Consider the following 22254-nt stretch of genomic DNA (forward strand, 5'->3'; position numbering starts at 1 on the left):
GTGAGACTTAAAAAATAATTGCCGACCATAATATATTCCCATGTTAGTGAGCTTGTGAGACTGTTCACATAAGAATGTTAAAATAGCAATTAATTCGGGATTTTTACCTACTAAAACTTGCTGACAACAGTACATTTCAAACAGGGGTTGGAAAATTTTAATAATAGCACAAGACCACTTTAGTTATCTAGTCTAAACGACTCGGTTGTTTCCATCCCCCGGTTAAAACATGGGGGCCTTCAACGTTGCTTTTAGGTAAAATAAAATACATCGGATTAAAATCCGACTCCTCGCCTTTCATCCATCGCTTAAAAGACGATGGCTTTCATGCTCCCGTGTTATTTAGGTAAAAAACCACATAGAATAATCTTCTAACAATTCAGAATTCTCAGAATCTTCCATAACAGCTTCTAATTCAGCTAGTGGCAATATAAATTTTTGACTATCTGTAGTGCGCTCCAATTCTGCTAAGATTCCAGACTCTAAATCTAATTTATCATCTAAATTTAGCAGATTAAACACATCTGTATAGGATGGTTTTTTCTTCTTCAGCTTCTGATATTCTTTTTTACTCCCTGGACCCATAGTATAATATACTTCCCACTCAAATTCTTCTATTCCTGTTACTAAACAAGGAAATTCAAGATTTTGCTTGAGATATTTAAAAAAAGATTTTAAATTACTTTGATTAACTTTTAAATTACTTGTATTGAAAATTTCCTCTAACTTTTGCTCAAAAACTTCTAAATTAATTTGTTCTGCTTGATCATCATCTTCCATCCCTTGAAAAGCACCGATCTGCTGTAAAAAATTATCAATAGGTACACTAATAGTTATATTTTCTCCATTATTCAACTTACCAGTTTTCCCTGATATAATAGTCTCATCAATCTCAATTGGTTTTAGTTTTCTGGTATCAGGTTGAGACTTATTTTTATTTTGTCTTTGATTAGATTTTGCCATGAAGTTCTCCCCTTATCCAGGTTGATGATTAAAGAATATCTATAAATTAAAAAAATCAGTCGATCTATATTTCTTTAGGAGTAAATTATGACACAAATACTACAATCTCCAGAACCGATAGTTTATCAAGGACATTTTGGAGAATTTACGATCACAAAAAGCGATCGCCTTAGTGTCATTATTTATCGTAGTGGCCTGATGATAGCTGCCCTTAGTTTTGCATTAGGCAGCACCTTAGTCTTATGGCAAGGCAACAACCCAGCAGTGATTAAAGCACTAACACCCATCTATGGCTGTTTTTGTCTAGCTTTAGGTCTAAGTTTAGTCACTATTCATATCTATATGGCCATTTTACACCGACTACTCCAACTATTTTGGATTATAGGGACTATTACTACAGTAATCTTAGCAATTAACAGTAGTCAGCCCCTGCCCTTAGTAGTTTACACTAATCCAATTACCATTTTGGGTGTTGGTTTTACCTTTGCGGCCTTGACTGGTATTTATTTCAAAGAAGCTTTTTGTTTTAACCGCCTAGAAACAAAATTCCTCACACCTTTAGTACCTTTTTTACTCCTATCTCATATGGCTGACTTTTTATTACTTGAAGTCAAAGAGTTTTTATTAGGAATTTGGGCGTTTCTATTTATAGTTTTTGCTATCCGAAAGGTATTCCAAGCAATACCTCCAGATATTGGTGATAAGAGTGTTTTTGAGTATTTACACAAAAAACAAGAAGAAGTAGCTCATAGCTAGTGCAGCTACGCGGAAGTTAAAAGTCAAAAGTTAAAAGTCAAAAGTATCGATTGGTAAGGCTTTTAGGATTTTGTAACTGGTTAGTTATTTCTGCCATCCTGTACTAGAAAGAGCTATTAACATTTAACAGTAAATATTACTGAAGTTAAGTCATTTCAGTTATCAGTTATCAATTATCAGTACCTCTGCGATAAGGAGACAAGAAAATATGGAATTTTCTTTTTTTTATCCTCTTAAAAGAGAAGACTTCAGACCCAAATTTTTCGGTGAAGAAGATTGAGTCTTTTTTAATAGATAATAGTGATACCAAATGCGACATACTCCCACACTGAACGCCTGATTGAATATGCTGTCTCAAAAGTTGTGCTAACCTCATAACTTTGATTTTGCAAATTTATAAGGCACTCAAGTATAGCAACATTTTTAGTAATTGGTATTATAGCAATTCCCAAGCAGCATGAGGTACAAAATTCGTAATTTTTAGTAGGGACGTTGCATGCAACGTCCCTACCGAGTAGGGAGTAGAAAAGAAGCAAACAACTGTACCTCAGTAACTTGAGAAACGCTATATCTATATATCTAAAATTCAGTTAAATAAATTACTTATGAAGCTCAATAGTAAAGAACAGAAAAAATTATAAATCTGTTTTATTAAAAGGATTTAATGTTATCTGGAATCTATGTTGATTACTTAAATGTATCCAAAAAACATTTTATTACAATGGCAGGAAAAATTAATTTTAATAATCCAGGTATGGATATTAATTTTAGGATTAATTATCTTTCTAATTACGATTTGCTGCTTTAATATTTATTCATTCTTAGCACTAACCTCCCCCATAAAAGCAGATATACTAATAGTTGAGGGTTGGATGTCTGACTATGCAGTAAAGTTAGCGATCGCTGAATTTCAGCAAGGTGCTTATCAAAAATTAATTACCACAGGTTCGCCCATAGGTAAGGGATATTATCTATCAGAATATAATAACTTTGCCGAACTAACAGCCGCAACTTTAATTGCCTTGGGTGTCGATCTAGACCGAGTTGTTGCGATACCAACTCCTCAAGTTGTTAAGTATCGCACTGCTGCCTCTGCTATTGCGGTTAAAGAATGGCTAAAAACTTCTCATATGAAAGTAAACTCTATCAATATCTATACCTTAGGACCCCACGCTCGCCGTAGCTGGATGATTTATCGAAATATTTTCAGTCCAGATATTCAGGTAGGTGTGATTGCTCTTGAACCTAAAGATTATAATCCTCACAGATGGTGGCAGTCTAGTGCAGGTATGCGGACTGTTGTTGGAGAGGCGATCGCTTATTTTTATACCCGTTTTGTCAATTGGAAATCTTGAAGAAGGACTTAGGAGTTAGTAGAAAGGAAAAAGCATTAATTAGGCATTTAAGACCCATCACTCATTAAAGACTACCAAACATAAAATTTGGTAGAGGGTCTTAAACGCACTTGCGAAACATAAAAATTTTGCAGAATTCAATTCAAAATTCTGCACTTTGTTAATCCAACGTTTCCCCTACCTAAATTCTTTCTTGATAATTATAGGAGCTAAACTAAGTCTTATAATTAGGTTTTAATGAAAATGAATTAAATTAGTAGCGACGAGAGTTGTTTCTGCGACCACCGCCACCAAAGGAAGGTCTTTCCTCCCGTGGTTTAGCTTTGTTGACTTTTATTTCGCGATCCATCCATTCAGCACCATCAAGTGCAGCAATGGCCGCTTCTTCTTCTGCCTCGGTATCCATTTCCACGAATCCAAAACCACGAATGCGTCCTGTTTCACGGTCAGTTGGTAAATGAACCCGTTTAACAGAACCATATTCCTTAAAAACTTCAGATAGGTCATCCGTCGTGACCTCGTAGGATAAGTTGCCGACATAAATTGACATAGATATTCTCCAAAATTAAGATTTTTGTAGAGATTTAGATTTCGGAGAGAAGCTTGTCAATAGCGACAGGAAAGTAGCCCTCAATATAAACAAACATTATAACCGAATTTATTCTCACCTTCTATAATAGCACAATAGATATTTATATTCAGAGACTTTTTTGAAAATATTGAAAATATTTAAGACGAGAAAATGACCAACTAAGTTCGTTTCACTAAAGTCAGAAGTCAAAAGTCAGAAGTCAGAAGTGATATTTTAGACACTTATATAAAATCCGGTTATACAGTTATCGCACTTTCTACTTCCATTCAATGCAGACATAAAATGCCGGAATATCCCCAGATAATTCCAACTCTCATCCTTTCTTCTTACTGACTCGTGAGATCTGAGTTCTGACTCCTCTCATCATACAATAACTAATTATCCGGAACTATATTAAAACCTCTACTCTACAGTAATTTTAGCTTATTATTTGACTTCATCAGTTACCAACTATTTGTGACATTTTTTAAGTGAATTGGTATAAGTTCGTGTAGTCTTCTGTAAGGAATAATATCAAATCCGTTTTATTGGACATAAAAAAATTATCCAATAGTCATAACTACGCTCATCTTTGTAATTCTCTCTCCTCCTGACTCCTGACTCCTGACTCCTGACTCCTGACTCCTCCTAACTTAACCATTCTATGGCTGTTTAACTGGATTTGATATAACAAGAGCAAACAAAATAATGAAAAATCATTTGCTCTGGAACACTTAAAATGAGCATTGCTCAATGAACAATGCTCAGTATTGAATGGGTTAGAGGTAAGCGCTTTGAGACAAATATTATGCGCTTACCACAGCTAAATTTAATTTTAAGACCCCGAATTAAAGTTGCTTAACCTCAGAAACCAACTTAGCAACCATATCCTTAGCACTGCCAAATAGCATCATAGTTTTATCCTTGTAGAACAAGTCATTGTCTACACCAGCAAAACCAGTGCTAAGACCGCGCTTAATCACAATAGTATGCTTTGCCTTATCAACATCGAGAATGGGCATTCCATAAATTGGACTATTCTGATCCGCACGCGCCGCCGGATTAACCACGTCATTCGCTCCAATCACCAAAGCTACATCTGCCTGGTCAAACTGAGGATTAATGTCATCCATATCATATAACTGGGGATAAGGCACATTAGCTTCTGCCAACAATACGTTCATGTGTCCAGGCATCCGTCCTGCAACCGGGTGAATAGCATACTTAACCTCAACACCCAATCCTTCCAACTGGTCTGTCAACTCACGGACAGAATGTTGTGCTTGAGCAACAGCCATACCATAACCAGGTACAATTACCACAGAACGCGCATAACCCAACATCATTGCACCCTCTTCAGGGTCAATACTACGAACAGACTTATCAGTTGTACCACCAGCAGCAGCAGGACCACCACCTTCACCAGTACCAAATGCAGCAAACAGTACATTAGTCAAGGAACGGTTCATACCCTTACACATAATTACTGTGAGGATAATTCCAGAAGCACCAACCAATGCACCAGCAATGATCAACATATTGTTCATCACCACAAAACCAGCAGCACTAGCAGCTAGTCCAGAAAATGAGTTCAACAAAGAAATCACAACTGGCATATCGCCACCACCAATAGGGATGACAAACATTATACCCAATACTAGGGATACGCCTACCAATGCTAAAAATATGGGTAAGTTGAATGGCGTGACACATAGATAGACACTACCAACAATAAACCCACCAAATAGGAGAGCATTAACAGGTTGTTGTAATGGGAAAGTGATCGGAGAACCACTCATAATTCCCTGTAGTTTGGCAAAAGCAATTACAGAACCTGTAAAAGTTACACCACCAATTAATACGCCCAATAATGCTGTAATAGTAGTAGGCAATGGAGGAGACTGAGCAACAGCCAAATACCGCCAAAACTCACCTACTGCTACCATGGCAGAAGCAGCACCACCCAAACCGTTGAATAAACCAACCATTTGAGGCATATCAGTCATTTCTACTTTGTAAGCACCGATCGCTCCAATAATGGAACCGACAACAATTGCTACCAAAATCATTTCATAGTTGATTACTTCTTTTTCTAGCAGGGTTGCTACAATAGCAATCAACATTCCCACTGATGCTAACAAATTACCATTACGAGCTGTTGCTGGAGAACCCAACTTTTTCAGCCCCACGAAAAATAGAGATACTGCTACTAGGTAGCTTAATTGAATTCCGGTTGGTATAAATTCGGTCATTATGCAGCCTCCTTTTTCTTGAACATTTGCAACATCCGGTCTGTAACTAAAAATCCACCAACTACGTTAATGGTGGCAAATACTACGGCAATTAAACCTAAAATTACAGTGACATTCCAATCTTTGTCACCAGCAATAATTAGTGCGCCCAAAACTGCAATCCCTGAAATAGCATTAGCTCCAGACATCAGGGGTGTATGCAGAGTTGGAGGCACTTTATTAATTACTTCAAATCCGGCAAATGATGCCAAGACGAATACGAATAAAGCTGCAATTAATGTTTCACTCATAGTCCTTTTACAGTTAATTTTTGACTTTTATACGGCGTTAGCAAGGCATTCAACAATTGATAATGAACAATGAATAATGGATAATTACCTCTCCTTGAAAGCGGATAGGATTGAACTTAAGGAAAACATTTTCTTTTTATTTTCTTCATAAATGAAGAGGTCTTAGACCAAATTAAGCAATTATCAATTATCAATTATCCATTATCCATTGATAAATTCCTTCTCAACAAGAAAAAATGTTCTTCCTGAGTGCTAAAAACTGAGTGCTGACTGCTTAACTAACTACCAACAGCAACACCTAAAGCATTTTTGACTCTTTGATTGCGAATTTCACCACCATGGGCAACACAAGCACCAGCAATGATATCATCCTCAAAATCAAGATTTAGCTCTCCATCCTTAATCATCAACTTGAGCAAAGCAGAAATATTTTTGGCATACAACTCACTAGCATGAACTGGCATAGTTGCTGGTAAGTTGACCGGACCGATAATAGTCACACCATTCCACTGTACATCTTTGCCTGCTTCAGTACATTCACAGTTTCCACCCTGTGATGCTGCCATATCAACTATCACTGCTCCTGGTTTCATTTGGTCTACCATTTCTTTAGTTACTAGCAATGGTGCTTTTTTGCCAGGAATTTGAGCAGTAGTAATTACAATATCCGAAGCAGCAACGTGTTGGGTGAGAACTTCGCGAGTGTGTTGTTTAGCTTGCTCAGAAAGTTCTTTGGCATAACCACCCTCAGCAACAGTATCTTCCTGGAGAGTTACATCTACAAACTTTGCTCCCAAACTTTGCACTTGCTCTTTAACTTCTGGACGAATATCAAACGCTTCTACCACAGCACCTAGACGACGAGCAGTAGCGATCGCCTGTAAACCTGCAACCCCCGCACCCATTACTAATACCTTTGCAGGTTTAATCGTACCTGCTGCAGTAGTTAACATCGGGAAAAACTTGGGTAAAGCAGCAGAGGCGAGCAAAACTGCTTTATATCCACCAATATTAGCTTGGGAAGATAAAGCATCCATAACTTGCGCTCTACTGGTACGAGGAATCAATTCCATACTGAATGCAGTTATTTTCCGTTCCGCTAAACGTTGCACTATAGCAGGGTTTCCTAAAGGATCGAGGAAACTAATTAAAACAGTACCCTCTGGTAATTTATCAATTTCTGATTCCTGTAGTACCCCAATTTTTAGAAGTACTTCTGTTTCACGCCATAAGGTGTCACTATCAGAAATTATTTTTGCTCCAGCTTGTTCGTAAGCTCCATCAAAGAAGAAAGACTTTTCTCCCGCACCTGCTTCTACCTGGATTTCTAAACCCTGTTTGACTAATCGTGCTATAACATCGGGAACTAAGGCCACACGGGATTCATTGACCAGAGTTTCCTTAGCTACTGCTATTCTCATAAATTCTCCTTGTCTAGTGACATATTCCAACACTAACCATTCGGTATAATGTGGGCTTCTCGCTTCGCAGTCCTGCTATTGCATCGGACTCCACGAGCTTTAAGGACGGGATGCCCCGCCGCCCTTTTTGCAGAGGAAAAAACTAAGCGCCTAGCTCCGCAATCAGATTTTACGCTTACTGCCGATTCATCTCACACCAAATTGAAAATTTCGCGCGCAGGCTTCTCGACGGTTTAGCTAAAGTTTGATTTTCTTACCTAGGAACCGTACCTAAAATAATTGGCCTGAGTTAGCTAGCAATTTTATTGTTCTTTTTAGCTGTTATCTAATTATTATTAGATTAGGCTGATATTTAGTTGCTTGTTGCTATCTTTAAACTTGTCTTATGAATTCAAGGTGGCCATCAAGAAATTATGTAATTTTTAATACTAAATATTGGTTATTATTGAAGCCGTAACAAATTCAAAAAAATTGCTAAAGAGGATATTAAAATTGTGGATATCGGTCTCAAAGTCAATATTTTTAATTTGTCAGCTTGAATAGAGATACTATTCCTTACTCCCTACTCCTTCCTTTGCTGGAAATGTCTAATAGACATCTAGTAAAAATCAAAAATAAAATCAATTTTAGCACATAAATCATCAATTATTTCCCCCCTACTCCCTACTCCCTACTCCCTACTCCCTACTCCCTCAGATGTTGATTGTAAAAATCCTGTGCTGTACTTATAAAATATTGATAAAGTTTTAGTGAAGAGATTTTGAAGTTAGAGGAAATTTTATGAAACGTATACTTTCTACTTTGCTAGTTAGTAGTTGCTTATTAACAGGTCTCCCAATTACTAGCTTGGCTCAAGGGATGCCAGGATTTACATTATTTGGTGGCCCAGAACAAAAAAATCAGTTAAACTTCCGTTTAGATTCTGGTAAGTCCGGGACTTGGGATCGTTATCGACTACGAATACCAGCAAACAAATTAAATTTAGCAGTTGCCCAATTATCTATTTTTTATCCTAATTACTACAAGGGTTCATTTGATACTGAGAAAATAGAAATTCGTGTTGGGGGAGGAAGTTCAAAAAAACCAGAATCAATACCTATCGATGAAATAGTATGGGACAAAGAAAATAATTTTGTAGAAATTTACCCTAGTGAACCTATTCCTGCTGGTAATAAAATTGAGGTAGTCTTCAGCAATGTCAGAAATCCAAGATTTGGTGGAATGTATCACTTTAATGCCAATATTAGGACTCCTGGTGATGTGCCTTTACTACGTTATATTGGCACATGGCTTTTGACCATAGAATAGGATATTTGATTGAAAAATAGACGATAAATTTGCCATGTTTTACTTTATATGATATATGTGCTACAATAAGGGATTGTGACTTTAAATTGTGATTAGATTAGTGGCTAAGGAGTAGAAAAAATGACTCAAAGGACTTTACATGGTACAAGTAGAAAAAGAAGAAGAGTATCTGGCTTTAGAACAAGAATGCGTACTAGAAATGGCCGAGCAGTAATTAAAGCACGTCGGCAAAAAGGGCGGGAGCGTCTAGCAGTCTATTAGAAAAAGAAAATTAGAAATAATCCTGATGATTATAGACAAATTTTAAATAATCTCACTATGTTGCCTATCGAAAACAGGCTGCGTCATTATAAAGATTTTGGTGCTGTATATCAAAAAGGAATTCGCAAGAATAGTTCTTATCTGACATTAAAGGCTCTGCGTCATCAGCAAGAGCCTAAATTACCTCAAGGTACAGATAATTTAGAATCTTTGCGACCTACTCGCATAGGCATTACTATTAGCAAAAAAGTGAACAAAGGAGCAGTAGTCAGAAATCGAATTAAACGCCAAATTAGAGCAGCTTTACGTCAAATGTTGCCATTTATCTCCAAAGGATGGGATATAGTGATTGTAGTTAAACCAACAGCTCAACAGTGCAATTATTCTCAATTTCTGCAACAATTAGAAGAGTTATTGACACAAGTGGAGGTGTTGGATGGGTATTCGAGAGGAAGCCTTTTATGAAGGTGGTCCCCACATAGGAGATTTAATTCTTAACTTATTAATTGGTTTAACAATTATTGGCCTACCTCTAACTGTTGCTGCTATTGTTAGGGCTTTATGGCTACGCTATAGGATTACTAATCGTCGAGTTTCCGTAATAGGAGGCTGGATGGGACAAGATAGAACAGATATTGTTTACTCAGAAATTGTCAAAATAGCAAAAGTACCCAGGGGATTAGGAGCTTGGGGGGACTTGGTAGTTACTCTCAGAAATGGTACTCGTTTAGAACTAAGAGCAATACCAAGATTTAGAGAAATTGAATCTTACATAACTGAAAAGATGGCTGCAAAAGCTCAAAAAACTAATAGTCCTACTAATTGATAGTTATTTAACTATTATTTTTAAAAGTTAAATAACTATCAATTAGCTACTACTATAATATCGACCTAGTAAATGTTCTTATAAATGACTAATTTATATGTATTGAACTAGATACCTTTATTATATAGTAATCAAAAATTAAAAATAGTCGAAATTAGCAATATCACCAGCCCCAAGGTTGACATAAAATAATGGATTTTGGTATAGGGTTTCTTTCCAACAATATAATGCTGCCGATCCTAGATTTTTTCTACGGGATCGTACCAAGTTATGGTCTAGCGATCGTAGCTTTAACTCTTGTAATTCGCGCAAGTCTCTACCCGTTAAATGCGGGGTCAATTAGGAATATGCGTAAGATGAAAGTTACGCAACCTTTGATGAAAAAGCGACAAGAGGAGATTCAAAAACGCTATAAAGACGATCCACAAAAACAGCAGGAAGAAATGGCTAAACTGATGAAGGAGTTTAATCCATTGGCAGGATGTTTGCCACTGCTATTTCAAATGCCTATACTGTTTGCCTTATTTGCAACTCTGCGTGGATCGCCCTTTACTAATATTAATTACACTGTAGATGTACAAATATTTCCTCAAGAACAACTAGAGCGAATTCAGCCACAAGCTTATACAACTTCACCTCAAAATATATATGTTAATGATGGTGTCCACTTTCCGATTTTTGCCTTGATGCCTAGTGGTAATAAGTTAGTTGTTGGAGATAAAACTCAGGTCGAATTTCAAACAGTAGAGGGCAAATCTCTAGAAACTCTGAAACAGGAATATAATCAAACTGAAGTTAAACCTACATGGACTATAACTAAAGGTTCAGAAAGAGTTCAAATTGATGAAAATGGTAACTTAGTAGCTTTACAACCAGGGGACGCTACAATTCAAGGTACTATCCCAGGAATTGCAGCAAATAAAGGATTTCTATTTATTAAAGCTCTAGGTCGTGTAGGTGCTTTTGATGACAATGGGGCGATTCACTGGGATATATTAATTATGGTGATTGGTTTTGGAGTTAGTATCTATGCTAGTCAGACAATATCAGGTAAAGGACCTGGCGCTAACAATGCTAATCCTAATCAAGACTCAATCAACAAAATCACTCCCTTTTTGTTTTCAGGAATATTTCTGTTTACTCCTTTACCAGCAGGTGTGTTACTTTATATGCTTATAGCTAACATATTTCAAACGGTTCAGGCTTTTATTTTATCCAAAGAACCATTACCTGAAAACCTACAGAAATTAGTAGAAGAGTCACAACCAAAAACAACAAAAACAGGAAAGGGAAGAGAAGCACTGCCCTTTGAACCAGGACGTTCTAAGAAGAAAGCTTAATGCTAGTAATGAACGATAGTTATTATATAGAGCAAGGACTAGACCAAGGAAAGCAATGGCTAGAAAAACTGCTGATTTTAGCAGAAATTCCAGCAAAAGTCATAGGTCAACAACAAGAAGACGGCTATTGGTTAATAATAGATGAGACAAATCTTACACAAGAACAAATTTCTATTCTACTAGGATTTGATGGCAAAGTAATTGATGCAATTCAGTACCTTGTCAATACAATTCTGAATATAGCTAACGATTCAGAACAACATTTGTCCTACACTGTGGAAATAGCAGGTTATCGAGTTCGCCGTCAAGAAGAACTCTTATTAATAGCAGAGTATGCAGCAAAAAAAGTACGTTTGACTGGTGAAGAGCATGAGTTAACATCTCTATCTTCTGCCGAACGTCGTCAAATACATACTATGCTTCAAGACTGTGAAGATTTAGAAACTTACAGTCATGGACAGGAACCAGACCGCCGTTTAGTAGTGAAAATTAGAAGTTAACTACCAATAGAAAATATATAGAAAATATTTGGAGAAAAGAATGAGTTATAGAGATTAAAATCATTAGTGTAAGTAAAGCAAATTCAGAATTCTATCAAAAATGGAGCGAGAGGACTCCCGGTAAATCTGAGATTATACCGGGAGATGGATCGCTACCAAACAAACAATAAGCACTCCATGAAGAAAGTATCTGTAAAATAAATCTTAAGAGATGCTCAAAAGTTTAGGTTTTACTGGGTTACGGTGAATCACAAAGCTAACTATTAACTTTAACCATGTAATCTGCGCAATCCAAATCGTGAGGTTTGGGAGTCTCACGTTATAATCGCGAGATTTAATGGGAGAGGATGTCAAACTCAGAATTCTGAATAGCTGATATGGAATAAGTGAGGTATAAGGAAGATGGAAGTAATACATATTCCCAGTCTACTAAAAAAAACTGAGCAGACTGAGGCTATTAAGTTTGAAGAATTTATATCAGACTTGGACACACTGACTCCAGTTAGAGGCTATTTACAAGTAACTCATCATGGCAATTATCTGGAAGTTAAAGGAAAATCAGAAACAATTATTACTCTCACTTGTGATAGATGTTTAAAACAGTACAACTATAAATTGGCGATCGCTCCAAAAGAATTAATTTGGTTTAAAGAAATTCAAGAGCAAAAAGATTTATTTCACATAGAAGTAGAAAATTCTATGGAAGATTTGGTAGAAACTTTACCTCCAGATGGATATTTTAACCCTAGAGAATGGGTATATGAACAGTTGTGTTTGGCAGTTCCTCCCAGAAAGTTATGCGATAAAAATTGCCAGGGAATTAAATTATCTGAGACAAATTCTTCATCAATTCTAGACCGGCGATGGGCGGCTTTAGAGTCTATTAAAAAACAACGAAATAGTTGAGAGTGAGCGATTAAAGTTGGTTATTAAGTATTAACAAAAAAACTTTTTACCAAATCAAAGATTATGAATAATAAATTGATCGAGAATTTAATTTATTTTTTACCTGCTTCATTTAGGAAAAAATATAGTCCTTTAAAAAAGGAAGTGAAAATTATTTATGGTCAACTAACAAGACAAATTTTAGGACGGCCTGCATTGCAAAAATTAGATAATGGAGCTATCAACCTTCATGTTGGATGTGGTTCTATTAATCATCCAAAATTTATTAATATTGATGGATTATCAGGACCTCATATTCACTACATAAGCCTAATAGATAATTTAGCTCCTCTTAAAGATAACAGTGTAGACTTGATTTATGGTTCTCATTGTCTGGAACATTTTTCCCATTGTATGGTTTCTCAAGTCTTAAATGAATGGTTCCGAGTGCTGAAGGAAGGTGTTATTCTACGTGTTTCTGTGCCTGACTTTGATTTGTTAATAGATAAATACAGAGCAAGTGGAAATAATATTAATAAGATTATCTATCCTTTAATGGGTGGACAAGACTATAAGTTTAACTTTCAAATGACAGTATTTAATCAATCAAATTTAAAGTTACTTCTCAAAAAAATAGGATTTAAGGAGGTTAGAAAATGGCAACCAGGAGGGTGTTAAATGACTACATTTAATGATTCTCTCAAAAAACAATAAGCCTAAATCTTGAAGCAGTTAAGTAATTGTTTTTATTATTTAGTCTATCTAATCACTGTCACTATTTATAATGATGATTGATGAATTTTCAAGAAGAATTTGAACTACTATTACGCTCGCGCTACTCAATAATTTATATTCAGACTAGAGAAGAAGAACGAGTAGAAATCTCAATTACTGAATCAGCTAAAAAACAAGGTAATAGAGCAGTTTATATATGGGATTTTGTTGAAGGATATCAAAATAATCCTAACGATACAGGGTGGGGAAAAAGAAATCCTCTCCAAGGTTTAGAGCTTGTGGAAAAGTTGCCAGAATCTGCTCCGGCAATCTTTATTTTGCGTGATTTTCAAAGATTTTTGGAAGATATTTCTATTTCGAGAAAATTACGAAATTTGGCAAAAAAGTTAAAATCTCAACCTAAAAATCTAGTTATTCTTGCTCCTCAAATATCTGTTCCGGAAGATTTAACTGAGGTTATAACAATCGTAGAATTTCCACTGCCAAATAATCAAGAAATTTCCCAAGAGGTAGAACGTCTATTAGTGGCAATGGGTCAATCTTTAGAGAAACGTTTATTAGATGAAGTTGTTCGAGCAGCTCAAGGATTATCTATTGAAAGAATTAGAAGAGTTTTGGCTAAGGCAATTGCTACTCACGGAGAATTGCAGCTTAATGATGTTGATTTAATATTAGAAGAAAAACGCCAAACTATCCGCCAAACTCAAATATTAGATTTCTATCCTGCTCGTGAAAATATTTCTGATATTGGCGGTTTAGATAATCTTAAAGATTGGTTATTACGACGGGGTGGAGCATTTTCTGAACGAGCGAGACAATATGGTTTGCCTCATCCAAGAGGTTTACTTTTGGTAGGAATACAAGGTACTGGTAAATCTCTTACCGCTAAGGCGATCGCTCATCATTGGCATTTGCCTCTACTACGTTTGGACGTGGGACGTTTGTTTGGAGGGTTGGTCGGGGAGTCGGAGTCTCGTACCCGACAGATGATTTCTATTGCGGAAGCTTTAGCACCTTGTGTTCTCTGGATCGATGAAATTGATAAGGGTTTTGCAGGGTTGAAAAGTCAAGGAGATGCTGGTACTACCAGTCGTGTTTTTGGTACATTTATTACTTGGTTAGCTGAGAAAAAATCTCCTGTATTTGTGGTAGCTACTGCTAATAATATTCAATCTTTACCTCCTGAGATATTAAGAAAGGGCAGGTTTGATGAAATATTTTTTGTTGGTTTGCCTAACCAAGAAGAAAGAACAGCTATTTTTGAGGTACATTTATCTCGGCTAAGACCTCACAATATCAAAAATTATGATATAAATCGTCTAGCTTATGAAACTCCAGATTTTTCTGGTGCAGAAATAGAACAATCTCTAATTGAAGCTATGCACATTGGATTTAGTCAAAATCGTGAGTTTACTACTGAGGATATTTTAGAGTCTGCTAGTCAAATTATCCCTCTTGCTAGGACTGCAGAAGAACAAATCAAGTTTTTACAAGATTGGGCAGCAGCAGGTAGAGCGCGTCTTGCTTCTAGATATGGTAGCTTAAAAAGTAATTTTTAGTATTATCAATAATAATTCTATAGGACTATAAGTTTAGCAACTTTAATTTTGCTTATATATATCCAATTTTTTTGATTTCAATCTTGGAAAAAAGTCTTAAAATTATGAATTTTTATAGCTTCTTCAAATTTTTAATAGGGTTTATTTTAGCAATACTATTGCTAGCTGGTGCTAGTGCAGCAGCAGTTCTCTACTTTGCAGCAAAACTAACGAAAATGCCAGAAAAACCAATATTTACTAATGAAAAACCTGTTGCCCAAAAAGTGAGTACGTCTTCTTCAGAAACTACAAATAAAAATTTATCTAATGAATTAGACCCAGGAGCTTATAAAGCTATTGTAGTTGAGCCTATTGGTTTAATTTTGCGGGATACTCCTAGTAGAAATGCTAATCGTATTGGTGGTGTTTCTTATCAAGAAAAAGTTATAGTTTTGGAAGAAAGTTCAGATAAAAGATGGCAAAAAGTTCGAGTGGATGATGGTAGTAATCGTACAGGATGGGTATCAGGTGGTAATACTGAAAAATTGGAGTAGATTCTCTATTCTTTAATATCATTGAAGACTTACCTAATAAATATAAATTTTGAGTATAAAAACATATTTCTAGGTAATTATTTAATTTTTTTATTTTCTCTGCCACCTTTTCCCAACTTCTGCAAAAAATTTATCATTAAATAGTCTTGATTTGTTAAGAAATTTAGAGAAATTTTAATGTTAATTGCAAAACCAGGATAATTCCCATCTTAATTATTAATTAAGTGATAGGTTGAGACAACGTTGTTAGTTATGAATTGTTTCAAAAGTCTATCTGGGATAAATAATTATGTACAAAAATCGTTCAAACCGCGATCCATTAGTTGCTGCCGTTACTGCTGCTCTAGGAGCTGGTGTAGTGACGTCCTTTGCTGTTACTCAAGGTCAAAATCCTTTAACTGCTTTAGGAATAACTATTTTTGCCGCTTTAGTAGCTCTAATTTTTGACCGCGCAGGTTTAGTTTAAGCATTTTATAGTACAACAAAATGATAGAATATTAGATAGGAAAGTTTAAATTAAATTAATCTATAGATGTTCTTTCAGTAAGTTATTGTACTAACAATTTGATACCCTAATAGTAGTTGAATAATGAACAAAGACATAAACTCAAATAGAGAAGTCTTTAAAGGAGAGAAAAGTACCTCTGTGTTAATGGGGGAAGTTGTTTGAATATTTGAAGTTATAGATTCAAATATTTCCCTCTCCTGATGAGCTAGAGATTTTATTAGACTTGTCGCTTTATAACTATAAAAAACTGCTAAACCCTTATCATGTAAGGATTTTAGCAATTTCCAGTGCAAAACGTATGGAATTACTACTGTGTCTTAATTTGAGCGATTTTTTCTATCTATTTAGCGACAACTCTATTATACATAAAGTCTCCGTCTCTGTTCATAATAATTGAATTATTATACTCTGTTAAGAATTGCTTTAATACCAAATTCATCAGAAGTTGTATAGAATAATATTTTGATCGGGGTTGACTGTAGATCGAGACAGACAAGTAGTAATAAATTTCATAATTTTGTGCCGCCTTACATAAAATTGGTATAACTTCTTTAAGATAACAAGCTCAATCAATTTAGTTTGTTACTATTAAAATTTTAGAGTCCCCCAGGAAAATTTATGGAATCTCTTGCATATATAGAATTTTTTCTGGTTAATGAAGAAAACAAAGACTTCAAACTTATTGAAGGACTTAACTGGAAAAAACTGTCTAGCTTCGCTTACATAAATTTTTTATCAATAATGATTATTAATTTAATTATTATTGATTCTAGTTGTGCTAGAAGGCCAGAAATTCTCAGTCCTGAAACAAATAGTTATTTTAATGTTAGTCAAACATACCAAGGACAAATAGCAACAAACTCTTTTTTTTCTGGCTCTTCTAACTTTAGACCAGAAAGCGATGCTATTCTTTCCCCTAATAGTGCAGTCTATCTAAGACGTGGAGATAAAGCCGCAACAGTGACTGCAGTTCAAAGAAAACTGAGAGAGTTAGGCTATTTTTCTGCCAATCTAACTGGTTATTATGGTCCTATTACAGAAAAAGCTGTAAGACAATTTCAGGAAGACAAGGGTATTGCAGCTACAGGCCAAATTGAACCTACTACCTGGTCATTACTATTTGCAGGTAAAAGGTCTAATCAAATTCATTCTTCTCTATTAAATACTTCAACAAGACCATTATCTTTTGGACAAGTTAGCCCTCAAGTAGCAATTATTCAAAGAAGGTTAGCAGAATTAGGGTTTTACAGAGGTCCAATCAATAGTATTTATGACCAAAATACTAGAACTGCAGTTATCAGATTTCAAAACTCTCACAGAATTACGCCTACGGGTCAGGTAGGTATTACAACTAGAGAATATTTGTTTGGCACTAGACCTGTTCCTGTGGAGAGAGTATTTCTTCGACCTGGGGAAACAGGTGTAGAGATAGGAAGATTACAACAACGTTTGAAAAATTTAGGTTATTATCAAGGACAAATAACTAACTATTTTGATCGAAATACTGAGATAGCAGTAATTGAATTTCAAAGGAGGAATAGAATTACTCCTACAGGTATAGTAGGACCAACAACTCAATCATTTCTATTTAATCCTAGTCAAGTTCTGCCCCCAGGTCCTGTGTCTGACTCCAGGCAAAACTACACCACTAGGCAATACTCCTACTCAAGTTCTCTCAGAAGGGGCGATCGAGGTTTGGCTGTAAAACAACTCCAGATTTTGTTAACAAGATTGGGTTATTATCCTGGTGTCATTGATGGTGTTTTTGGACCTGCGACTGAGTTTGCGGTCAGACGTTTTCAGCAAGATGCGGGAACAAACGCCAGTGGAGTAGCTACAAGAAATACATTACAAGCTCTAAGGCATCCTATGATTGTTACTCCAAGTGCTTCCAAAGGACGAGCTACTTATATAGGTAGTCAAGCAAATGTCTTAGAACTGCAAAAGAGACTTCGGTTACAAGGATTTTATTTTGGTCCATTAAATGGAGTTTACAACTCAGAAACAAGAGTAGCAGTGGCGAAAGCTCATCTGCGTTATGGTTTAAGTGCTAAAGATATTGGAAACTAATTATTAGATTTATAAATCTTTTTTTATTTACCCCACTCAGAGATTAAGTGGGGTTGTTTATTTTATTCAGAGTTTTTTTATTCAGAATTTTCCGCATCTGCAAGTGCTCGTGGACAAGACCATTCACAAGATACTAGAGAAGGCCAGCCCATTCTTAGGGCTTCATAACAAATTGTATGAATAGTTAATTGACAATCTAATAGATGTAACCCAGATTTTTCTGTCTGCTTAAGACCAATTTTTAAAATAGAATCATTCTTAAATTCAACAGTTTTATTGCATTGTACGCAGACAAGATGATGGTGATGATGGGGATAAGGTTGATTTATCTCATAATGTTTATGTCCCTCCGCTAGTTCTAGTTCTCTGAGAATTCCCATCCTTGCCATTAACTTTAAAGTTCTGTAAATGGTAGATAGACTAATTCTTTCACCCCGATTTTGTAGCATATTATAAAGATCTTCGGCACTCAGATGATTGCCTTTAGGAAGATTTTGAAAAACGTGCAAAATTGTCTCCCGTTGGGGAGTCATTCGCCAACCTTTGTCATTTAGTTCTGCTTTAAATGAAGATGGTGTGTAAAGGGCCACGGTACTTTATCAAAAATGTACGCCTATTGATAATCATACACAATAACTAAACGATTGTCAAAAAAAGATATTATTGAAAATTGCCTGAAAATTTTTGGGAGCTTGAGAGTAATATCATGTCCGGTTGAATACTTATAAATCAGGGAGTAGGGAGCGGGAAGCAGCGATCATAGGGAGATTTGCCCTGTGTAAGAGGATAGGTTTTTTTATAACTAATTATCCGGACTTAATATCATAGACAGTAGATATAAATACCGAATACACTTTATCCTACAGGCAAAAAAAAAGATTATTTAGAGTTTGCAGAAAAACCCTTCAGAGTTTTAAAATAATAGACTTGTCGCTAAATAAAACCCTAAAAGTGGCAAAACAAAATTGTAAAATTGTGGGTTGGAGCTATCAAAATTAAGCGACAAGTCTAAGGATCGATCTTCGTAATTTGGGATTAAAGGTTGAAAAACTTCTAGTTGAGAGCTTTTTATAGTATCAAAAGTAATATCTTTTTTGAAGATAAAGGAGTAAAATTCTGGGGTTGTAACAAGAAAAATTTCCCTACTTTCTGTTCCTTAAGCTAAAACTTAGGACTTTTGAGGATACCCTAATTATTAGTATTTAACCATACAATACATAGTTTAATTTTTATTAAAACTCATTAGGTAATCCTCTGTAACTATTCCAAACTTTCCACAGGAACAGGTTTCCAAACTTCACCATATTTTTCTTTCAACCCTTGCCAAGATTCTACCTGTCCAGGTTCATATTCTCCTGGTTTTCCCCATTGTAAAAATGCACTCAAAGCAATTTGATCTTCACTATCTAAGAAACGAATTGCATAAGTAGTAAAATTTCCTCTTTTTGCTTCCCCAGTCTCAAACTTTACCTGTTTAATCATATCCATGTTTAGATGGAACTCAACAATATCGGTGTGCATATTGGCATACTTGCCTTTAGGAAGTTCAGCATAAAATAACTTTTGAATTTTGCCCCTAACTTCCAATACGGCAGCAGTACTTGTCACAATTAAACGTAAAGTTCCCAATTGTTCACAAGCTTCTAAAAAATCTTTTAGGTTAGTAGTCATAGATAGAAATATTATTTAATTATTTATTTTTGGCGTTGGTGATTTAAGGTATGATATAACCTGTAGACAATTAGGGATAGAATTCCGTTCCGCGCTCCGCCTTACATATCGCGTAGCTAAACAAAAAAACTTTCTCCTTCTTTTTTTCTCTTGTTTCTTCTTCTTTCTCCTCTCCTAACTCCTAACTCCTAACTCCTGACTCCTAAGTAATTAATACTAATATCATACACTAATTCAGCAACGTCTTATTTTTCATACTGCTCGTAAGCAGCAACTATTCTCTGTACTAGAGGATGTCGTACCACATCTGCTTGGGATAGTTCACAAATAGCAATACCCTCTACATTTCGCAGAATTTTCATAGCAACTGTTAAACCAGATTTTTGACTTAGGGGTAAATCTGTTTGAGTAATATCTCCCGTTACCACCATTCTTGAGCGGAAACCCAAGCGAGTTAATACCATTTTCATCTGAGCAGGGGTGGTATTTTGAGCTTCATCAAGAATCACGAAAGAGTTATTCAGAGTTCGACCTCTCATATATGCTAAAGGCGCAACTTCAATAGTGCCTTTCTCCATCAAAGTAGTTACTTTTTCTGGTTCTATTAATTCATAAAGAGCATCATATAGAGGTCGTAAATAGGGATTAATTTTCTGTTGCAAATCACCTGGTAAAAATCCCAATTTTTCTCCAGCTTCTACAGCAGGTCTAGTTAAAATCAAACGTTCATATTGGTTATCTAAAAGTGCTTTAACTGCTAGAAGTGCTGCCAAAAATGTTTTACCTGTACCAGCAGGACCCACACAAAAAGTCATATCGCGGGTGCGGATAGCTTGTACATATTTTCGTTGACGGAAAGTTTTAGCACGAATTTCTAACCCACGACGGGTTTTAACTAGAACGTCTTGTTGAAGTTCTTGTAGGTCATCTTGACGGTTAGTATCAATAGCATGGCGAGCAGTGAGAATTTCTACTCCAGTAATGGTTTTACCATGTTTCCAGAGGCTTTCGAGCGATCGCACAATTTGTTGGCATCGTTCTATTTGAGTTGCCGTGCCACTGATAAATAATTCTTGTCCACGCAGTACAACATTTGCCCCTGTATGTCGTGCCAGTAGTTTAATATTTTCTTCCTGATAACCAGAAAGATTGATCGCGCTATCAATACTAGGCAACTCTACTCTTACTGTCTCTGTCATGCCAACATGGTTCTCCATTCCATATTTGCTAAGACTCCCTAACAAATACTTTCTGTTTTTTTATCCAAGTGCTAGCACTAGATAACCCAAAGGCTGTCACAGTTGTTGGCAGTAGCAAAGCAAGTTGCTCAATGACCGCCCAACGCAAATTTATCTTATCGGTTTTTAAACTAGGAAACCATCTATATATTTTTATCAATAAATAGTCCTCCAATCTTAGAATAATGAAAGTAATGCCCCACTATTCCTAATAAAAGTTTTAGTGGTGGCATTCTGATAATTTTTACCTCATTCCACGATCGTCTCGTTTATATATAATTGGACTTGGAGTTGTACTACGACTACGAGATACTCTTTGTCTGTTGTAGGATGGGCGACTAATTGGCATAGTCTTTCTATCATAAGTCCCTTCTTCTCGATTGCTATAAGAGTAAGAAGGAGAAGGGCGTGGTGTATCTGAATGGTCTTCGTATATCTCCAAATGCACAGATTGACCTGCTGTTTGAGCTAATGCTGCTAACACAGTACGAACTGCTTGGATATTACGTCCTCCACGACCATATACTCGTCCTTTTTCGAGTTCGTCAAAAGCTAAACGAATCCAGGCTTTTGCTTGCCGAGGATTTACTTCACAGTCCACTCGTAAAGACTCTGGTGAATCTAGAAATGGCTCAATTAAACATCTCACTATTTCTGCGTAATCAGGGTTAGATGACTGAGAATTATTCCTCAGACTCGGTAGCTGCTGTTTCAGTTGACTCACTGTCACTGGTTTGGCTGGCTTCGGTATTGGCAGTTTCTTCGCTTGGTTGGGTATTGGTAACGGCTTCTGTCGATTCTGCATGGGAAACTGATACATTCTCTTGGGTGTTAATTCCGGTTCTTGGTGATTCAAGGACATTAGCTTTTCTCAATATGTCACGCACTGTTTGTGTTGGTTGAGCGCCTTGTTCAAGACGTCTAGTAATTCCTGGTACATCTAGTCTAGTTTCATCTGTTCTGGGATTGTAAAAGCCGAGCTCTTCTAATGGACGGCCATCACGTCGGGAACTGCTATTCATTGCTACTATCCGGTAGCTAGTCTCCCGTTTTTTTCCATATTTCTTTAATCGCAGTTTGATCATTTCGAGTGATTATACTCCTGTTTGAAATTTTAAGCTATTATGTTTCATGGTAACGAAGAAAGTATTGGGTATCTTTTGTCAAATTTACAGTTTGCCACCATATATTTTAGGACTCTTACTACCTGCT

24 protein-coding genes and 1 pseudogene are annotated in these 22254 nt (G+C 36.0%); 14 read left to right on the forward strand and 11 right to left on the reverse strand.

Features of this window, described 5'->3' with window-relative positions:
* Window positions 1–342: 342 nt before the first annotated feature.
* Complete coding sequence (locus tag F6K18_RS18210) at window positions 343–963, reverse strand: calcium-binding protein (protein WP_287522684.1); 621 nt, start codon at window positions 961–963, stop codon at window positions 343–345.
* 87 nt (window positions 964–1050) lie between these two features.
* On the opposite strand from F6K18_RS18210, the gene F6K18_RS18215 reads away from it, so the two are divergent.
* Window positions 1051–1719, forward strand: a complete 669-nt coding sequence (locus tag F6K18_RS18215) for a DUF2301 domain-containing membrane protein (protein WP_287522685.1) — start codon at window positions 1051–1053, stop codon at window positions 1717–1719.
* 695 nt (window positions 1720–2414) lie between these two features.
* Window positions 2415–3074 (forward strand): ElyC/SanA/YdcF family protein, encoded by a 660-nt coding sequence (locus F6K18_RS18220; protein WP_287522687.1) that lies wholly within the window; start codon window positions 2415–2417, stop codon window positions 3072–3074.
* Window positions 3075–3327: 253 nt separating this feature from the next.
* On the opposite strand, the gene F6K18_RS18225 is transcribed toward F6K18_RS18220, so the two are convergent.
* From F6K18_RS18225 to F6K18_RS18240, 4 genes are all read right to left on the reverse strand, one after another.
* Window positions 3328–3624 carry an RNA-binding protein gene (locus F6K18_RS18225; RefSeq protein ID WP_287522688.1) on the reverse strand — a complete coding sequence of 99 codons (297 nt, stop codon included), beginning with the start codon at window positions 3622–3624 and terminating at the stop codon, window positions 3328–3330.
* An 869-nt stretch (window positions 3625–4493) separates the two neighbouring features.
* Window positions 4494–5897, reverse strand: a complete 1404-nt coding sequence (locus F6K18_RS18230) for an NAD(P)(+) transhydrogenase (Re/Si-specific) subunit beta (RefSeq protein ID WP_287522689.1) — start codon at window positions 5895–5897, stop codon at window positions 4494–4496.
* Window positions 5897–6187 carry an NAD(P) transhydrogenase subunit alpha gene (locus F6K18_RS18235; protein WP_094678584.1) on the reverse strand — a complete coding sequence of 97 codons (291 nt, stop codon included), beginning with the start codon at window positions 6185–6187 and terminating at the stop codon, window positions 5897–5899. Before F6K18_RS18235 ends, F6K18_RS18230 begins: the two co-directional genes overlap by 1 nt.
* Window positions 6188–6465: 278 nt before the next feature.
* Window positions 6466–7608 carry a Re/Si-specific NAD(P)(+) transhydrogenase subunit alpha gene (locus F6K18_RS18240; RefSeq protein ID WP_287522796.1) on the reverse strand — a complete coding sequence of 381 codons (1143 nt, stop codon included), beginning with the start codon at window positions 7606–7608 and terminating at the stop codon, window positions 6466–6468.
* A 780-nt stretch (window positions 7609–8388) separates the two neighbouring features.
* On the opposite strand from F6K18_RS18240, the gene F6K18_RS18245 reads away from it, so the two are divergent.
* From F6K18_RS18245 to F6K18_RS18300, 12 genes are all read left to right on the forward strand, one after another.
* Entirely contained in the window at window positions 8389–8916 is a 528-nt protein-coding gene (locus F6K18_RS18245) for a DUF2808 domain-containing protein (protein WP_287522691.1), read from the forward strand.
* 120 nt (window positions 8917–9036) lie between these two features.
* Window positions 9037–9177 (forward strand): 50S ribosomal protein L34, encoded by a 141-nt coding sequence (gene rpmH, locus F6K18_RS18250; protein ID WP_124147110.1) that lies wholly within the window; start codon window positions 9037–9039, stop codon window positions 9175–9177.
* A gap of 57 nt (window positions 9178–9234) precedes the next feature.
* The gene (gene rnpA / locus F6K18_RS18255) at window positions 9235–9642 is read left to right on the forward strand and encodes a ribonuclease P protein component (protein WP_287522693.1); all 408 of its coding nucleotides are present in this window, start codon (window positions 9235–9237) and stop codon (window positions 9640–9642) included.
* Window positions 9614–10003 (forward strand): PH domain-containing protein, encoded by a 390-nt coding sequence (locus F6K18_RS18260; protein WP_124147112.1) that lies wholly within the window; start codon window positions 9614–9616, stop codon window positions 10001–10003. Before rnpA ends, F6K18_RS18260 begins: the two co-directional genes overlap by 29 nt.
* Before the next feature lie 191 nt (window positions 10004–10194).
* The gene (yidC, locus tag F6K18_RS18265; RefSeq protein ID WP_287522695.1) at window positions 10195–11343 is read left to right on the forward strand and encodes a membrane protein insertase YidC; all 1149 of its coding nucleotides are present in this window, start codon (window positions 10195–10197) and stop codon (window positions 11341–11343) included.
* Window positions 11343–11843, forward strand: coding sequence for a R3H domain-containing nucleic acid-binding protein (locus F6K18_RS18270; RefSeq protein ID WP_287522697.1), 501 nt, complete (start codon window positions 11343–11345; stop codon window positions 11841–11843). The genes yidC and F6K18_RS18270 overlap by 1 nt, the downstream gene beginning before the upstream one ends.
* A 402-nt stretch (window positions 11844–12245) precedes the next feature.
* On the forward strand, window positions 12246–12749 hold the full coding sequence (locus F6K18_RS18275; RefSeq protein WP_287522699.1) for a DUF177 domain-containing protein: 504 nt from the start codon (window positions 12246–12248) through the stop codon (window positions 12747–12749).
* 63 nt (window positions 12750–12812) lie between these two features.
* Window positions 12813–13406, forward strand: a complete 594-nt coding sequence (locus F6K18_RS18280; protein WP_287522701.1) for a methyltransferase domain-containing protein — start codon at window positions 12813–12815, stop codon at window positions 13404–13406.
* 116 nt (window positions 13407–13522) lie between these two features.
* On the forward strand, window positions 13523–15022 hold the full coding sequence (locus tag F6K18_RS18285; RefSeq protein ID WP_287522702.1) for an AAA family ATPase: 1500 nt from the start codon (window positions 13523–13525) through the stop codon (window positions 15020–15022).
* A 104-nt stretch (window positions 15023–15126) separates the two neighbouring features.
* Window positions 15127–15555 (forward strand): SH3 domain-containing protein, encoded by a 429-nt coding sequence (locus F6K18_RS18290; protein ID WP_287522704.1) that lies wholly within the window; start codon window positions 15127–15129, stop codon window positions 15553–15555.
* Window positions 15556–15844: 289 nt separating this feature from the next.
* On the forward strand, window positions 15845–16021 hold the full coding sequence (locus tag F6K18_RS18295) for a hypothetical protein (RefSeq protein WP_287522706.1): 177 nt from the start codon (window positions 15845–15847) through the stop codon (window positions 16019–16021).
* Window positions 16022–16681: 660 nt separating this feature from the next.
* Window positions 16682–18133 (forward strand): peptidoglycan-binding protein, encoded by a 1452-nt coding sequence (locus F6K18_RS18300; protein ID WP_287522708.1) that lies wholly within the window; start codon window positions 16682–16684, stop codon window positions 18131–18133.
* 77 nt (window positions 18134–18210) lie between these two features.
* On the opposite strand, the gene F6K18_RS18305 is transcribed toward F6K18_RS18300, so the two are convergent.
* From F6K18_RS18305 to rpsP, 6 genes and pseudogenes are all read right to left on the reverse strand, one after another.
* Complete coding sequence (locus F6K18_RS18305; RefSeq protein ID WP_124147119.1) at window positions 18211–18723, reverse strand: transcriptional repressor; 513 nt, start codon at window positions 18721–18723, stop codon at window positions 18211–18213.
* A 670-nt stretch (window positions 18724–19393) separates the two neighbouring features.
* Window positions 19394–19804 (reverse strand): ChuX/HutX family heme-like substrate-binding protein, encoded by a 411-nt coding sequence (locus F6K18_RS18310; RefSeq protein WP_287522709.1) that lies wholly within the window; start codon window positions 19802–19804, stop codon window positions 19394–19396.
* Window positions 19805–20049: 245 nt separating this feature from the next.
* Complete coding sequence (locus tag F6K18_RS18315) at window positions 20050–21003, reverse strand: PhoH family protein (protein ID WP_287522798.1); 954 nt, start codon at window positions 21001–21003, stop codon at window positions 20050–20052.
* Window positions 21004–21031: 28 nt separating this feature from the next.
* On the reverse strand, window positions 21032–21202 hold the full coding sequence (locus F6K18_RS18320; protein ID WP_287273999.1) for a hypothetical protein: 171 nt from the start codon (window positions 21200–21202) through the stop codon (window positions 21032–21034).
* An 84-nt stretch (window positions 21203–21286) separates the two neighbouring features.
* Window positions 21287–21766 carry a KH domain-containing protein gene (locus F6K18_RS18325; RefSeq protein WP_287522711.1) on the reverse strand — a complete coding sequence of 160 codons (480 nt, stop codon included), beginning with the start codon at window positions 21764–21766 and terminating at the stop codon, window positions 21287–21289.
* 91 nt (window positions 21767–21857) lie between these two features.
* Window positions 21858–22127 (reverse strand): annotated as a pseudogene (gene rpsP / locus F6K18_RS36690) (30S ribosomal protein S16); the annotation flags it as partial.
* Between the last annotated feature and the right edge of the window lie 127 nt (window positions 22128–22254).

The organism is Okeania sp. SIO2C2 (assembly GCF_010692625.1).
Classification (GTDB): domain Bacteria; phylum Cyanobacteriota; class Cyanobacteriia; order Cyanobacteriales; family Microcoleaceae; genus Okeania; species Okeania hirsuta.

What these genes read in the sequence shown, in the direction of transcription:
- F6K18_RS18210 (WP_287522684.1), bottom strand. Translation starts at nt 963, where the DNA reads ATGGCAAAATCTAATCAAAGACAAAATAAAAATAAGTCTCAACCTGAT.
- F6K18_RS18215 (WP_287522685.1), top strand. Translation starts at nt 1,051, where the DNA reads ATGACACAAATACTACAATCTCCAGAACCGATAGTTTATCAAGGACAT.
- F6K18_RS18220 (WP_287522687.1), top strand. Translation starts at nt 2,415, where the DNA reads ATGTATCCAAAAAACATTTTATTACAATGGCAGGAAAAATTAATTTTA.
- F6K18_RS18225 (WP_287522688.1), bottom strand. Translation starts at nt 3,624, where the DNA reads ATGTCAATTTATGTCGGCAACTTATCCTACGAGGTCACGACGGATGAC.
- F6K18_RS18230 (WP_287522689.1), bottom strand. Translation starts at nt 5,897, where the DNA reads ATGACCGAATTTATACCAACCGGAATTCAATTAAGCTACCTAGTAGCA.
- F6K18_RS18235 (WP_094678584.1), bottom strand. Translation starts at nt 6,187, where the DNA reads ATGAGTGAAACATTAATTGCAGCTTTATTCGTATTCGTCTTGGCATCA.
- F6K18_RS18240 (WP_287522796.1), bottom strand. Translation starts at nt 7,608, where the DNA reads ATGAGAATAGCAGTAGCTAAGGAAACTCTGGTCAATGAATCCCGTGTG.
- F6K18_RS18245 (WP_287522691.1), top strand. Translation starts at nt 8,389, where the DNA reads ATGAAACGTATACTTTCTACTTTGCTAGTTAGTAGTTGCTTATTAACA.
- rpmH (WP_124147110.1), top strand. Translation starts at nt 9,037, where the DNA reads ATGACTCAAAGGACTTTACATGGTACAAGTAGAAAAAGAAGAAGAGTA.
- rnpA (WP_287522693.1), top strand. Translation starts at nt 9,235, where the DNA reads ATGTTGCCTATCGAAAACAGGCTGCGTCATTATAAAGATTTTGGTGCT.
- F6K18_RS18260 (WP_124147112.1), top strand. Translation starts at nt 9,614, where the DNA reads ATGGGTATTCGAGAGGAAGCCTTTTATGAAGGTGGTCCCCACATAGGA.
- yidC (WP_287522695.1), top strand. Translation starts at nt 10,195, where the DNA reads ATGGATTTTGGTATAGGGTTTCTTTCCAACAATATAATGCTGCCGATC.
- F6K18_RS18270 (WP_287522697.1), top strand. Translation starts at nt 11,343, where the DNA reads ATGCTAGTAATGAACGATAGTTATTATATAGAGCAAGGACTAGACCAA.
- F6K18_RS18275 (WP_287522699.1), top strand. Translation starts at nt 12,246, where the DNA reads ATGGAAGTAATACATATTCCCAGTCTACTAAAAAAAACTGAGCAGACT.
- F6K18_RS18280 (WP_287522701.1), top strand. Translation starts at nt 12,813, where the DNA reads ATGAATAATAAATTGATCGAGAATTTAATTTATTTTTTACCTGCTTCA.
- F6K18_RS18285 (WP_287522702.1), top strand. Translation starts at nt 13,523, where the DNA reads ATGAATTTTCAAGAAGAATTTGAACTACTATTACGCTCGCGCTACTCA.
- F6K18_RS18290 (WP_287522704.1), top strand. Translation starts at nt 15,127, where the DNA reads ATGAATTTTTATAGCTTCTTCAAATTTTTAATAGGGTTTATTTTAGCA.
- F6K18_RS18295 (WP_287522706.1), top strand. Translation starts at nt 15,845, where the DNA reads ATGTACAAAAATCGTTCAAACCGCGATCCATTAGTTGCTGCCGTTACT.
- F6K18_RS18300 (WP_287522708.1), top strand. Translation starts at nt 16,682, where the DNA reads ATGGAATCTCTTGCATATATAGAATTTTTTCTGGTTAATGAAGAAAAC.
- F6K18_RS18310 (WP_287522709.1), bottom strand. Translation starts at nt 19,804, where the DNA reads ATGACTACTAACCTAAAAGATTTTTTAGAAGCTTGTGAACAATTGGGA.
- F6K18_RS18315 (WP_287522798.1), bottom strand. Translation starts at nt 21,003, where the DNA reads ATGACAGAGACAGTAAGAGTAGAGTTGCCTAGTATTGATAGCGCGATC.